9 protein-coding genes are annotated in these 14,269 nt (G+C 63.3%); 7 read left to right on the plus strand and 2 right to left on the minus strand.

Features of this window, described 5'->3' with window-relative positions; genetic code table 11:
* Positions 1 to 91 precede the first annotated feature (91 nt).
* The 7 genes from tsaE (at position 92) to C2L71_RS00205 (ending at position 11,861) form a co-directional block, all read left to right on the plus strand.
* A complete protein-coding gene (gene tsaE / locus C2L71_RS00175) occupies positions 92 to 592 on the plus strand; it encodes a tRNA (adenosine(37)-N6)-threonylcarbamoyltransferase complex ATPase subunit type 1 TsaE (protein ID WP_239926171.1) in 501 nt (166 codons plus the stop codon).
* Positions 593 to 611: 19 nt separating this feature from the next.
* Positions 612 to 3,173 carry a tRNA (adenosine(37)-N6)-threonylcarbamoyltransferase complex transferase subunit TsaD gene (gene tsaD / locus C2L71_RS00180; protein ID WP_103263777.1) on the plus strand — a complete coding sequence of 854 codons (2,562 nt, stop codon included), beginning with the start codon at positions 612 to 614 and terminating at the stop codon, positions 3,171 to 3,173.
* Between the two features lie 502 nt (positions 3,174 to 3,675).
* Complete coding sequence (gene kdpA, locus C2L71_RS00185) at positions 3,676 to 5,454, plus strand: potassium-transporting ATPase subunit KdpA (protein ID WP_103263778.1); 1,779 nt, start codon at positions 3,676 to 3,678, stop codon at positions 5,452 to 5,454.
* 16 nt (positions 5,455 to 5,470) lie between these two features.
* On the plus strand, positions 5,471 to 7,579 hold the full coding sequence (gene kdpB / locus C2L71_RS00190) for a potassium-transporting ATPase subunit KdpB (RefSeq protein WP_103263779.1): 2,109 nt from the start codon (positions 5,471 to 5,473) through the stop codon (positions 7,577 to 7,579).
* 95 nt (positions 7,580 to 7,674) lie between these two features.
* Complete coding sequence (locus C2L71_RS00195) at positions 7,675 to 8,274, plus strand: potassium-transporting ATPase subunit C (protein ID WP_103263780.1); 600 nt, start codon at positions 7,675 to 7,677, stop codon at positions 8,272 to 8,274.
* Between the two features lie 103 nt (positions 8,275 to 8,377).
* Entirely contained in the window at positions 8,378 to 11,161 is a 2,784-nt protein-coding gene (locus C2L71_RS00200; RefSeq protein WP_103263781.1) for a sensor histidine kinase, read from the plus strand.
* The gene (locus C2L71_RS00205; protein WP_103263782.1) at positions 11,154 to 11,861 is read left to right on the plus strand and encodes a response regulator; all 708 of its coding nucleotides are present in this window, start codon (positions 11,154 to 11,156) and stop codon (positions 11,859 to 11,861) included. The genes C2L71_RS00200 and C2L71_RS00205 overlap by 8 nt, the downstream gene beginning before the upstream one ends.
* A gap of 88 nt (positions 11,862 to 11,949) precedes the next feature.
* On the opposite strand, the gene C2L71_RS00210 is transcribed toward C2L71_RS00205, so the two are convergent.
* Together C2L71_RS00210 and C2L71_RS00215 are read right to left on the minus strand one after the other, a co-directional pair.
* On the minus strand, positions 11,950 to 12,855 hold the full coding sequence (locus tag C2L71_RS00210; RefSeq protein WP_170042398.1) for a LysR family transcriptional regulator: 906 nt from the start codon (positions 12,853 to 12,855) through the stop codon (positions 11,950 to 11,952).
* 231 nt (positions 12,856 to 13,086) lie between these two features.
* A complete protein-coding gene (locus tag C2L71_RS00215; protein ID WP_103263784.1) occupies positions 13,087 to 14,130 on the minus strand; it encodes a Gfo/Idh/MocA family protein in 1,044 nt (347 codons plus the stop codon).
* Positions 14,131 to 14,269 lie beyond the last annotated feature (139 nt).

Raw genomic sequence — 14,269 nt, forward strand, 5'->3', positions numbered from 1 at the left:
TGTCGTCCGCTGCATCAGGTTCGCGTCGTCGCGAATGCGATGATATTTGGGAGGGCTGGTTCGCCTGGTCACGATGGCGTAGAATACGGTCATGGCAGCAGGACTGACATATCTGCGCAAGACTACGTCGCCCGAGGCGACCAAGCAGCTTGCGCTTACACTTGCTCCTTACCTGCGGCCAGGAGACGTCGTCGTGCTGTCGGGAGACCTTGGTGCGGGCAAGACGCAGTTCGTACAGGGCGTGGCGGCAGGTCTCGGCGTGAGCGCTTCGGTTACGAGTCCTACGTTCAATATCCTGCTCTCCTATCCTGAGGGCGCATTGCCGTTGTACCATTTTGATTTGTACCGACTCGAACATTCCGACGAGCTGGAGGACACGGGGTTTTACGAGACGGTCGACGGGGACGGCGCGACGTTCATCGAGTGGGGCGAGAAGTTTCCCGAAGCCCTTCCGTACGGCTACCTTGAGGTTTCCATCGGCGTCGATGTCGATGGAAACCGTCTTGTGCAGGCGCACGCCTTGGGTGATCGCTCTCGGCAGCTGCTGTTTGTCTGGGCGAAGGACTCAAAATCCCGCCTCATGAAGAAGTAGGAACGAACCTGTGAACAAAATGTACGTGTTGGCGTTCGATACCGCCAACGAAGTCATCGCCATCGGCGTCGGCATCATGAACCCCGAAAGCCGCTCGATCGCGCTTGTCGCCTCCTCCGAGGTCGCGGCGCGACGCGCCTCCAACACGCAGCTGCTCCCGCGCATCGATGCCGTGCTCGCAGAGCACGAGATAAGGCGTGAGGATATCGCATGTGTGGCGGTGGGTCGCGGACCGGGATCGTTCACGGGTGTGCGCATCGCCATGGCTACGGCGAAGGGTAGCGCGTCCGCGCTTGGCGTGGGGCTCATCGGCGTATCGTCGCTCGATGCGGTGGCGTGGAATGTGCAGGCCGCCGGCGGGCGCGGCCCGCTCGTTGTCGTGGCGGATGCCATGCGCAAGGAGGTGTATCCGGTGCGCTACGCGCTCGACGAGGAGGGCGTCGAACGTTTGGATTCCGATCGCGTAGTAAAGGCCGAGGATGCCGCACGGGAACTGGCGAGAGGTGGCGACTCCTTGCACGGCTACGCACGGCAGCAGAATGCCGCGCGGCTTCTTTGCGGCGATGCTCTTAAGAAATACGGGGAGTTGTTTGCCGGGTGCGGCGCTGCGCTGAATCCCGAGCTTTGGACGCCGACGGGACGCGGGCTGCTTCTGGCGTTGCAAGCGGCCTGGCGCGTGGGCGAGGTCGATCCGCTCGACGCGCAGCGCCATGACCCGGCGTTTGCGCTACCCGTGTACACCCGCTTGTCGGACGCGGAGGAGAACGAGCGCATTCGCCTGGCGAAGAACGATCCGAAGAATCTCGTAGCGGGGGTGCAAGATGCAGCACCACGCCGGGATCAACGCGCGAGCATGCACGATACGGCCATCCTGAACGCTCGACCCGATACGCAGGGCATTACGTACAAGCCGCTCGACGCCGCGCACGTCGCCGACGTGGCTGCTCTCGAAGCACGCGTGATGGGTTCCGATGCGTGGAGCGCCGCGCTCGTGGCCGACGAGCTGCCGCGCGGAGATCGTGCGTGGTGGGCGGCTTATGGGGTTCCAACGACGTGCCGACCGCTGGAAGCGTCCGGCAACGAGGAGATCGTCGAAGGGAGCCCTCTGTCGGGGAGCTCGGATGAGATCCTGCTCGGTTACGCTGGGGGATGGATCGTCGACGGGCAGGTGCAGATCCTCAAGGTGGGGGTCGATCCGTCGGCTCGTCGTCGCGGTATCGCGCGCGGTCTGCTGGCCCGCGTTGCGGCCGACGCGCGCGATTTGGGCGCGCAGACGTGCTCGCTCGAAGTGCGCGTGCGCAATACCGGTGCGCAGGCGCTGTACGAGGCTCTCGGTTTGCACGTACTTGGCACGCGCCCGCACTACTACTCCGATGGTGAGGATGCGCTCATCCTGGAAGGCCCGCTTCCGCTCGCGCAGCACGACGTGGCCGGTATGGAGCTCAAAGTGGGTGAGACAAGCGAGGATGCCCGGGCGGTGCGCGAGAAGCAGGCGGATGCTCCACGCGAAGCGTCCGGCGAAACGCAGGCATCCGGGATACGCCGTCCGCTCATCCTGGCCATCGAGTCGTCCTGCGACGAGACGGCCGCGGCTCTCGTGGACGGCAACGGCGCTCTCCTGGCCGACGTGGTGGCTTCGCAGGTGGATTTTCACGCGCGTTTCGGCGGCGTGGTGCCCGAGATAGCCAGCCGCAAGCACATCGAGGCTATCTGCGGCGTGTGCGACGAGTGCTTTGACGTGGCTGCCACCACGCTCGCCGTGCCGAAATTGACTTGGGAAGACCTCGACGCCGTTGCGGTCACATATGCGCCGGGCCTCGTGGGAGCGCTCGTGGTGGGCGTCGCATTTGCCAAGGGCGCTGCGTGGGCGGCGGACAAGCCGTTCATCGGCGTGCATCACCTTGAAGGGCACCTATACGCCAACAAGATCGGCGCGCCTGACTTCGCGCCGCCGGCAGTGGTGTCGCTCGTGTCGGGGGGCAACACCCTGCTCGTGCATGTGAAGGACTGGGGCGATTACGAGACGCTCGGAGCCACCATCGACGATGCGGTGGGCGAGGCGTTCGACAAGGTGGCGAAGGCGCTGGGGTTAGGCTACCCCGGTGGTCCGGCCATCTCGCGCCACGCCAAGGAGGGCGACCCGGATGCCATCGCGTTTCCGCGGGCGATGATGCACTCGGGCGATCTGCGCTTCTCGCTCTCAGGATTGAAAACCGCCGTGGTCACCTATCTCAACAACGAGCGTGCCGCCGGCCGCGAGGTGGATGTGGCGGACGTATGTGCAAGCTTCCAGCAGGCTGTTGTGGACGTGCAGGTGAAGAAGGCCCGCATGGCGCTCGAGCAGACGGGCGCGCCCACGTTCTGCCTAGGCGGCGGCGTGGCGGCGAATCCCGCGTTGCGCGACGCGTACCAGGCGCTCTGCGAGCAGATGGGCGTGCGGCTTGTGCTGCCTCCCTTCAGCGCGTGTGGCGATAACGCCGGCATGATTGCGCTTGTGGCCCTCGATCGCTATCGCCAAGGCCGCTTCTTCGGCCTCGATGCCGATGCTCAGGCCCACGCCAACCTCGACGAGCCCTACTGATTGGCGGCAGGGGGCATCTTGGCCGGACGGCGTTGTTCGCAGGGTCGGCATCGTAGAAGAGGCCCCTTCCGCTGGCGGTCATCACGAGTCAACGCTCACCCTCTGCGCGCCCTCGGGCGAATCCCAGGGCGAGCGCAACCCCCAGGTCGTGGATAGCTGGCCAAAGCTCTTTTCGTTCAACGAGCATTCCCTGCCATAACCCCTGACAAGCGGGGAAGCATCCTATCTTAATCCCATCTTAACGCCAGCGCGGCCGTCTTAACGTCGCGCTCATGCACTTCTTCCTATTCTGAGCACGTGGCGGTGTCCGCATCGCGCCACGGCGTTCGATGCGGACGGCAACGACGGCCGAGGCCGCGCCGCCGCGCAAGGAACGCCCCGCACCGAGGCGACGTTGAGAAGAAAGGAAACCGATGGGAATCGTAACCGGCATCGTCGGAGGATTGAGCGTGATCGTCGCGCTCTACTTGTTCTCCGTGCTCCTCAAAGGAGGCGATGAGCGATGATGGACGAGCTTTTGGAATACGGCATCTACCTGGCGTTGCTCGTGGCACTCGCCGTCCCTCTGTCCGCGTATATGAACAGGGTGATGGCTGGCGAGAAGGTGGCCGTGCTTTCGCGCGTGCTCGTGCCAGTGGAAAACGCCGTCTACCGCGTCATCCGTGTGGACAAAAACGAGAGCATGGGTTGGAAGAAGTACCTCGTGAGCGCCTTCGCGTTCTCCGCGCTCTGCCTTGTAGGGTTGTTCGCCCTCCTCATGCTGCAGGGTGTGCTGCCGCTTAATCCCGAGGGCTTGCCCGGCCTCAGCTGGGATCTCGCCTTCAACACGGCTGTCAGTTTCGTTACCAACACGAACTGGCAGGCCTATAGCGGCGAAGCGTCGCTCAGTTACTTCTCGCAGGCTATCGGTCTGACCGTGCAGAACTTCGTGACGCCTGCCGTGGGCTTAGCCGTTCTCTTTGCCCTGTTCCGCGGCCTTGTGAGTACGGGAGACCGGGGCTTGGGCAACTTTTTCGTGGACGTGACGCGCGCCGTGCTGTTCGTGCTGCTGCCCCTGTCGCTCGTGGTGGCCATCGTCGACGTGCAGCAGGGTTCGCCGCAAAACTTCAACGAGTATGAAACTGTGCAGCTGCTCGAGCCGGTGGGCGTGGACGCCGACGGGAACATCGTGGAGGCTGATGACCCGGCTGCCGTGAAGACGATCGACCAGGCCACGGTGCCGATGGGCCCGCAGGCCAGCCAGGTAGCCATCAAGCAGTTGGGCACGAACGGCGGCGGCTTCAACGGCGTAAACTCGGCAAGCGCGCTGGAGAATCCCACGCCACTCACGAACCTTGTTCAGTGCCTGTCGCTCCTGCTCATTCCAGTGGCATGCGTATTCAGCTTCGGGCGCTTCGTCGCCGATCGGAGGCAGGGGCGGGCCGTGTTCGCGGCCATGTTCATCCTGCTTCTGGTTGCGCTCGTGGCCATCGCGGCGTTCGAGCAGACGGGAACGCCGCAGCTTGCGGCTGATGGACAGGTGTGCATGGGCACGCTCGATCAATCCGGCGGCAACATGGAGGGCAAGGAGACGCGCTTCGGCGTGACCGACTCGTCGCTGTGGGCCGCGTTTACCACGGCCGCTTCGAACGGCTCAGTCAACGCCATGCATGACAGTTTCACTCCTCTTGGCGGCATGGTGCCCATGGTGCTCATGGCGCTCGGCGAAGTAGTGTTCGGCGGCGTGGGCAGCGGCCTGTACGGCATGCTCGGATTCGTGATCCTTACCGTGTTCATCGCGGGCCTTATGGTGGGTCGCACGCCTGAGTACCTGGGCAAGAAGATCGGCCCCAAGGAAATGCGCATGGCGGTGATCCTCTGCATCACCACGCCGCTGCTCATTCTGGTGAGCGCGACCGTTCTCGCGCTCGATCCGGCAACCGCAGCGAGCCTCAACAACTCCGGTGCGCACGGGTTCTCCGAGGTGCTCTATGCGACCGTGTCCGCCGGAGGCAACAACGGATCTGCCTTTGCTGGTTTCAACGCGAACACGCAGATGATCAATGTGGTGTTGGGTCTGGAGATGCTGGCGAACCGCTTCATTCCCATTGCAGCCGCGCTCGTGCTGGCCGGCAGCATGTGCACCCGTCAGAAGGTGGCGGTAGGTGCCGGTACCTTGTCCACCTCGAACGCCCTGTTCGTGTTCCTGCTGATTCTGATGGTGCTGCTGGTGGGGGCGCTCACGATGTTTCCGGCGCTTGCGCTGGGTCCGGTGGCCGAGCACCTCATGATGATGCTGTAGAAAGGTGTGAAAAACGATGACGACGATTGCGATGAAGGATTCCGCGATGGGCGCGCTTGCGCGGCGTGCGGTGCGCGACGCCTTCGCAAAGCTCAGCCCCCGCGAGCAGGCGAAGAACCCGGTCATGCTCATGGTGTATCTTTCGGCCGTGCTCACGCTCGCCCTGTTCTTGCTGTCGCTGTTCGGTATCGCCGACGCGGCTCCGGGGTTCATCTTGTCCGTTTCGGCGGTGTTGTGGCTCACCGTTCTGTTCGCGAACTTCGCGGAGGCGCTCGCCGAAGGCCGCGGCAAGGCTCAAGCCGATGCATTGCGCGAGGCCAAGCGCGATGTCGAGGCGCACAAGCTCAACGAGGGCCTGCTGGCGAAGGGCCACCATGTGGACGACCCGGCGGAGTTCTTCCGCATCCAATCGGAAGAGGTGGATTCCGCAATCCTTAAAAAGAAGGATCTGTTCTTCGTGATGGCCGGAGAGCAGATTCCGGCCGACGGAGAGATCGAGATGGGCGCGGCCTCCGTGGACGAGAGCGCCATCACGGGTGAGTCGGCCCCGGTCATTCGGGAAGCGGGCGGTGACCGCTCGGCCGTCACGGGCGGCACGACGGTGCTGTCAGACTGGCTGGTCGTGCGCGTAACGGCCGAGAGGGGCAACAGCTTCCTTGACCAGATGATCGCCATGGTGGAATCGGCCGCGCGCAAAAAAACACCGAACGAAATCGCGCTCCAGATCCTGCTCGTGGCGCTCACTATCGTGTTCCTTATCGTGGCGGTGTCGCTGTATGCGTTCAGCGGGTTCGGTGCAAGCCAGGAAGGCGTGGCGAACCCCACCTCCCTCACGTCGCTCGTCGCGCTGTTCGTGTGCCTGGCGCCCACCACTATCGGAGCGCTGCTTTCAGCCATCGGCATCGCCGGCATGAGCCGCCTCAACCGGGCGAATGTGCTGGCCATGAGCGGCCGTGCCGTGGAGGCAGCGGGCGATGTGGACGTGCTCTTGCTGGACAAGACGGGTACCATCACGCTGGGAAACCGTCAGGCTGCCGAATTCATCCCGGTGGACGGTGCAAGCGAGCGTGAGCTGGCCGACGCGGCCCAGTTGGCCAGCCTCACCGACGAGACGCCCGAAGGGCGCAGCATCGTGGTGCTGGCGAAGGAGCGCTTCGGAATTCGAGCCCGTGAGCTTGCGGGCGCCGGCATGGCGAGCATTCCGTTTACGGCGCAGACGCGCATGAGCGGCGTCGATTTCGAAGGCCATGAGATTCGGAAGGGGGCGGCCGACGCCGTCAAAGACTATGTGGAGTCGTGTGGCGGTGTGTACAGCGACGAGTGCGCCGGTGTCGTCGAGCGGGTTTCTCGCGCGGGCGGAACCCCGCTGATCGTTGCTCGCGATCATCGTATTTTGGGCATCGTGCATCTCAAGGATATCGTCAAACAGGGCATTAGAGAAAATTTCGCCGACCTGCGCACCATGGGCATCAAGACGGTCATGATCACGGGTGATAATCCTATGACTGCGGCGGCCATAGCTGCAGAGGCGGGCGTGGACGACTTCATGGCCGAGGCCACCCCCGAGTCGAAACTTGCAGCCATCAGGCGCTACCAGGCCGAAGGCCATTTGGTGGCCATGACGGGCGACGGCACGAATGACGCGCCGGCGCTTGCGCAGGCCGACGTGGCCGTGGCTATGAACAGCGGCACGCAGGCGGCCAAGGAGGCCGGCAACATGGTGGATCTCGATTCATCGCCGACGAAGCTCATCGATATCGTGCGCATCGGCAAGCAGCTCCTCATGACGCGCGGAAGTTTGACTACGTTCTCTATTGCGAACGACCTGGCGAAGTACTTCGCCATCGTGCCTGCGTTGTTCGTGCCGCTGTATCCGCAGCTCGAAGCGCTGAACATCATGCATCTCACGAGTCCAGCCACGGCTATCTTGGCGGCGGTTGTCTACAACGCCGTGGTCATTGTGGCTCTCATCCCGCTGGCGCTTCGGGGCGTGAAGTACCGCGAGGCCACCTCGCAGAGCCTGCTCGCGCGCAACCTGCTCGTGTACGGTCTGGGTGGCATCGTGTTGCCGTTCGTCGCCATCAAGCTGCTTGACATGGGCTTGACGGCGCTCGGCGTGGCATAAGCCGCATGTGCCATCCTGCGTGCAGCGAATCGAAGTCTCAAAACGTGCGAGGCTGCTGGTCGGCGGTCGCATACGAAGAAAGGAAGCGAGATCATATGAAGCAAGCGAAGACGTGGGCGAGCGCAGGGCTGTTCTTCCTCGTGACCACGGTGCTCTGCGGTGCCGTGTACACCGTCGTCGTCACGGGTATCGCGCAAGCGATCTTTCCCTACCAGGCCAATGCGTCGATCATCGAGGTTGACGGCACGAAATACGGCAGCGAGCTCGTAGCCCAGCAGTTCACCGACGACGACCATATGTGGGGCCGTCTCATGAGCCCGAGCACGGGCACGTTCACGAACGACGAGGGCGAGGACGTGCTGTGGTACGGTCCGTCGAATTTGAGTCCCGCCAGCGACGACTTCGCGCAGTCGGTGCAGGCCCGCGTCGACGAGATCCGTGCCGCCCATCCCGAGAAGGGCGACGAGCCCATCCCCAGTGACCTCGTGACGAACTCCGGCAGCGGCTTTGATCCCCACATCTCCCCGGCTGCCGCCGAATACCAAGTGGAGCGCTTGGCGAAGAACACCGGCAAGACCCCTTCCGAGATCCGTGCCATCATCGAGCAGTGCACCGAGCAGCCCCAGTTCGGCATTCTCGGCGATGCCCGCGTGAACGTCCTCAAGGTGAACCTCATGCTCGACGGAATTCTCTAGTGCCTCGTGCCCGCGGCCGGCGGATCGCGCCGCAGCCGCGGGCGATGCGATATCGGCCTGCAAGCTCCCATGCTATGATGGCCGCAGTATTGAAGGGACAGATATGACCGACTCTGCGTACAACTGCGAGCTGCGGCGCGATCCCGACGCTATCCTCCGGCAGATCGAGGAGGCCGAGGGTGCGGAGGGCAATGCGCGCGGCAAGCTCAAGATATTCTTCGGCTATGCCGCGGGGGTCGGCAAGACGTACGCGATGCTCGAAGAAGCCCATGCCGTGCAGGAGAAGGGCTTCGATGTGGCGGTGGGCTACGTCGAGCCGCACACGCGTGCCGACACCATGGCGCTTGTGGAGGGTCTCGAGCAGATCCCACCGCTCGCCGTGCGCCATCGCGGCATTTCGCTCAACGAGCTAGATCTCGACGCCGTGCTCGCACGCCGTCCTCAGATCGTGCTGGTGGACGAACTCGCGCACACGAACGCTGCCGGCAGTCGCCATCGCAAGCGCTACCAGGACGTGGAGGAGCTGTTGCGTGCCGGCATCAACGTGTTTACCACGGTGAACGTGCAACACCTCGAGAGCCTCAACGACAAGATTGCCGCGATCACGCATGTCACCGTGGGCGAGCGCATCCCCGATCGCGTATTCGACGAGGCGACGTCGGTCGAACTTGTGGACATCGAGCCAGACGATTTGATCGAACGGCTCGAGTCAGGAAAGGTCTATCTGCCCGATCGAGCGCAGACGGCGCTCGCCAACTTCTTCTCGCGATCGAACCTTGCCGCGTTGCGCGAGATTGCGCTGCGCCGCATGGCCGAGCGGCTCTCGCGCAAAGCCGAGTGCGTTGCAACCGGTCAGCGGGTGGAAGCCGGCGAGGACGTACTTGTGTACGTGACGCCCGACGCTGGCAACGTGAAGGCGGTCCGTGCAGCGGCGACCATGGCGGAGTCCTACCATGGTGAGTTCACGGCTGTCGTGGTGGAGTCGTCTCAAAGCAAACGGCTTGACGCCGAGCAGCGCAAAAAGCTGCAAGCCAACATCGACGTGGCCGAGGAGCTGGGAGCCCATGTGGTCACGCTGTTCGGCGATGACATCGCGCAGCAGATTGCGCAGTACGCCGAGGCGGCCGGCGTCACCCATATCGTGGTCGGGAACGCGACCGGTTTGCGTACGCTCGCGCTCGGGCGCGAAGGGTTGGCGAATCGGCTCATGCGGCTCGTGCACGGCGCCGTGGTCGACGTGGTCCCCATTAAGGACCTTCCGGCACAGTACGGGCGCCTGCGCGAGGCGAAGGGCCTGCATCCCACGATGGCCGACGTTTGGAGGGCGCTCGCGGCCGTGGCTGTCGCCACGGCGGTCGGCATGGCCGTGTACGAACTCGGGCTTTCCAGTTCGGTCATCCTCGTGCTGTACCTGATTGTCGCCCTGCTCGTCGCCACGCGCGCCGACGGGTTCTTCTACGCGGTTGTCGTCGCGCTGGCCAGCACGTTCGCGTACAACTTCTTCTTCACTGTGCCGCGGTTCACCTTCAACGCCTACGGCTTCAACTACCCGTTTATCTTCGGGTTTTTGCTGGTGGGGACACTCGTGGCTTCTTCGCTGGCCGTGCGCATGAAGCGCCAGGCCGAGGCCACGGCTCGGCGTGCTTATCGCATGGAAGTGCTGCTGGAATCCAGCCGCAAGCTGCAGGGGGCGCAGGATGCCGACGCGTGCTTCCGTACGACCGCCGAGCAGATCATTAAGCTGCTGAACCGGCCTGTGGCCATGTACCGTTTGGGCGCCGACGGGCGCCTTGCCGATCCGGAGGTGCACGACGAGCCTGGAACTGCCGGAGACGCCTCGGCATCGGACTGCGTTTCTCCCGAGGAGGCCGCGGTGGCCGCGTGGGCGGCGTCGAACAACGAGCGCGCGGGGGCGACCACCGACACGCTCGCCGATGCGCGCTGCCTCTACCTGCCTATCCGATCCAAAGGGGTGGTGTTCGGTGTGGCGGGCATTGCGATGGATGGCGCAGACGAGGATGATTTCGGGGTCTTCGAAAAGAATCTGCTGCTCATGATTCTGGACGAATGTGGTCATGCGGTCGAGCAAATCTCCTTTGCTGAGGAACGCCGCCGCATGGAGCTGCGCGTCGAGAAGGAGACGCTGCGCTCAAACCTGCTGCGCAGCATATCGCACGACCTGCGCACGCCGCTCACCAGCATTTCCGGAGATGCTGAGATGCTGCTGGAAAGCGAAGACGTGCTCGATCACGACCTGCGGCGGCACATGTACCGCGACATCCGCGACGATGCTCGCTGGCTGATAGCGCTCGTTGAAAACCTGCTTTCCATCACGCGCATCGACAACGGCACCATGCGCATGTCCTTCCAGCCAGAGCTTGTGGGCGACATCGTGCACGAGGCGCTGCAGCACGCCGATCGCCGCATCGAGGATCGTCAGGTCGACGTGGAATTGGAGGACGAGCTGCTCATGATCGATGCGGATGCGCGGCTGATCGTGCAGGTCGTGGTCAACCTCGTGAACAACGCGGTGTCCTACACGCCGGCGGCAGGACGCATACGCGTCACGGCGCGAAGGGAAGGATCGTTGCGCGAGTTCGTGCGCATCGCCGTGGCCGACGAGGGTCCCGGCGTTTCCGAGGAAGATAAGAGCCATCTGTTCGACATGTTCTACAATGGGTCCACCGGTGAAGGCGGCGAGAAGAGTGGCGACTTCAAACGTGGCATGGGCCTTGGCCTTTCGCTGTGCCGCTCCATCGTGGAGGTGCACGGCGGGAGGATCGGCGTGCGGGACGCGTTGCCGCAGGGCAGCGAGTTCTGGTTCACGCTTCCCGCCGTTGAGGTGAAGGACGTGGTCGGAGATTTGGCGAAGGAGACCAGTGGCTAAAGGCTATCGAATACTGGTTGTGGAGGACGATGCGGCTGTGCGTCGCCTTGTGGCGACGACGCTCGGTTTGCACAGGTATGCGGTGCGCGAGGCGAAAACAGCCGCGCAGGCGCTGATCGAGCTGTCGTCGCAACCGCCCGATCTGGTCGTGCTCGACCTCGGCCTGCCCGACGGCGACGGCGTGGACGTCATCCGCACGCTGCGCGGATGGTCGTCTCTGCCGGTGATCGTGCTGTCTGCGCGACTGGAAGACGCCGACAAGGTGGCGGCCCTTGATGCAGGTGCCGACGGCTATCTGGTAAAGCCGTTTTCCGTGGAGGAGTTGCTCGCGCGCGTGCGCGTAGCGCTGCGTAGGCTCGAGCGTGAGCGCGCGCTGCAGGGCGGTGCCGAAGAGGCCGTCTACGAGAACGGCGCACTGCGCATTGACTTCGCAGCAGGCTGCGTGACGCGCGACGGCGAGGAAGTGCACCTCACGCCGTCGGAATACAAGCTGCTCTGCCTGCTGGCGCGCAATACCGGCAAGGTACTCACGCACAATTACCTGCTGAAAGAAGTGTGGGGCAGCGCGCTTGCGTCCGACCGCTCATCGTTGCGCGTGTTCATGGCGACGCTCCGCAAGAAGATCGAGCCCGATCCCGCCAATCCCGTCTACATCCAAACACACGTCGGTATCGGCTATCGTATGATGCGGGTGGAGTGAGGATTCCGCTCCACCTGGAGCGCGCTTGTACGTCCGGCCCAATCGCGTCCTATGCTCGCGAAGAGGCGTTGTAAACGATCCGGTCGGCTCAGGCGCGTTTCGGCGAGACGACGGGGAAGGTGTACGAACCGATGAAGTCGATGAACCGGTCGACGATCTTGAGACGGTTCTTGTCGTTGCGGTAGATCAGGTACACTTTGTGGAAGTCTTTCGGAAGGCCGTCAATAGTGAGGATGGCTACGTCGTCGAACGACTTGACCAGGAATGAGTAGCAGATCAGCGCCATGCGCGAGGGATCGGACGAGACGAGGCTGCACAGCGTGATCTCGTCGTTGTAGCTCTGGTCGATCGTGAGGCCTTGCTCGACGAGCGGACGCATCTCCTCTCCGGCGGGATTGATGCCGGCGACGTAACCGGCAAGATCGTAGCCGCGCAACTCGTCGAGGCCGATGCTCGTTCGCTTCGCCAACGGGTGGTCGCGATGGACGCCTAGCACGAGCTCCTGCGACCAGCAGTGCAGGTAGCACAGGTCGGGATCCTCGCGTATCTTGCCGCCGAATACCACATCGAGCTTCCCCTTCTTCAACTCGTCGACGAGGTTGTAGGTGAAGCCCTGCTCGATGTCGATGAGCAGATCTACTCCAAGCTCGCGCTTGAACTCCTGCACGGCTTGCGACCATTGCTTTCCCTGCATGGCGAATGTGGTGCCCAACTTGAGCACGCCGTATTGGCGCTCAACGCGCTCGTGCACGAGCGAGATCCCCTTCTCCAGGTTGATGAGCGCAAGGCACACGTATTCGTAGAAATCGCGCCCCGCGTCGGTGAGTTCGACCTGATGCGAGCTCTTGACGAACAGGGGCGTGCCCAGCTCCTTCTCGAGTTGCGCGACCGCCCCGGAGAGTGTGGGCTGTGCGATGTAGAGCTCGCGTGCCGCCCGGGTGAAGTGCTTGACTTCGGCGAGCTTCTGGAAGTAGTACAGATGGGACAGGTTCATGGGCGCTCCCACGTATCGAACGGTTGTCGGCATGGTCCCGTGGATCGGAGCGGCGTGCGCGTCGGCGATCCGGCGGCTGCCCTGATTATAGGGGAAACCGGGAAAAGGGAAAACCGACAAAAGCCCCCGGAAGGGGGCTTTTGTCCGAGCGCCGAAAGGGTTGGCGACGGTGCGAGGGTCGCCTGAGGTCGGAAGCGCTCGGGGAACGGCGGTTAAAGAGACATGCGACTGCTAGTCGATGTCGACGATTTGCTTCCTCTCTGCCGATTCGAGAATCGCGTTGATCACCTTGAGTGTGGCCAGGCCGTCCTCGCCGGTGCACCGCGGGGTTTTCTCCCGGCCGGTGCACAAATCGACGAAGTGCTCGAGCTCGGCGGTCATCGGGTCGTTCTTTTCAAGTTCGAAGTGCTCCTTGACCAACGGCTCTCCCCATCCGAAATGGCCTTCCTCGTAGGAGTAGAAGTCCATGTTCGGAAAGCCCAGCGAGCCCTTCGTGCCGAAGAAGTGCAGGCTGTTCTCGCCCGGACTCCACTTGAAAAAGTGGTTCTCGCAGGCGGAGAGGTCGTAGTTCCACGGGCCGGGCGTGCCGTCGGAGATGAAGTAGGTAGCCGTCGGGCCCTCGGCAAACTCGTAGAGCACCGACACCGAGTCCTCGATCTCGTTGCCGCGAATGGAGTTGCGGCTGGCGGCGTAGACGCGCTTGACGGTCAAGCCCGTGGTGTAATTGAGGTCGTCCACGTCGTGGATGGCGTTGATAAGCAGCGGGCCGCCGCCTTTCTTGGTGTGCCACTCCACGTCGTAGTACGCATGGGGCTTCGCGATGGCGTAGGTGCCCTGCACGCCTACAAGGTCTCCCAAGCGGCCCGACTCAATGAATTCGCGCAGGAACAGATACTTGGTCGACGAACGGCGATGGTGGCCGATGAGCAGGGTGGCCCCTTCCTCCTCGCACATGGCGATGATTTTCTCGGCATCTTCCACCGTGTTCGCGATGGGCTTCTCCAACAGGATATTGCGGATGCCCGCATCGAGGCAGGCGCGCGTGGACTGCACGTGCAGCCCGTTCGGGAGTGCGATGGCTACGGCGTCCAGGGGAACTTCTTTCAGCAGCACGTTGTAATCCTCGAACAGCGGCACGTCAAGCTCGGCGGCCACATCTTCGGCCTGCTGGCCGAAGCCGGCGACGGCGACAAGGTCGAGCTCGGGGTTCGCCACCGCGTCGCGGGCGATCTTGGATCCTTGGTTCAATCCGAATACGGCGAAGCGAATAGACATGATGGTACCTCTTTCTCGTATTGACAGGCGATCGGAAGGTTGCAGGGTGCACGCAATCAGACCTGCGCAGCGGGCCTCTTCAGAAACGGTTGAAGCGGAGAAGGGGTAGGAGGATCGCGGACGGGTCGGTTCGATGCTT

It is taken from the genome of Enteroscipio rubneri, from assembly GCF_002899715.1.
GTDB classification, from domain to species: Bacteria; Actinomycetota; Coriobacteriia; order Coriobacteriales; family Eggerthellaceae; genus Enteroscipio; species Enteroscipio rubneri.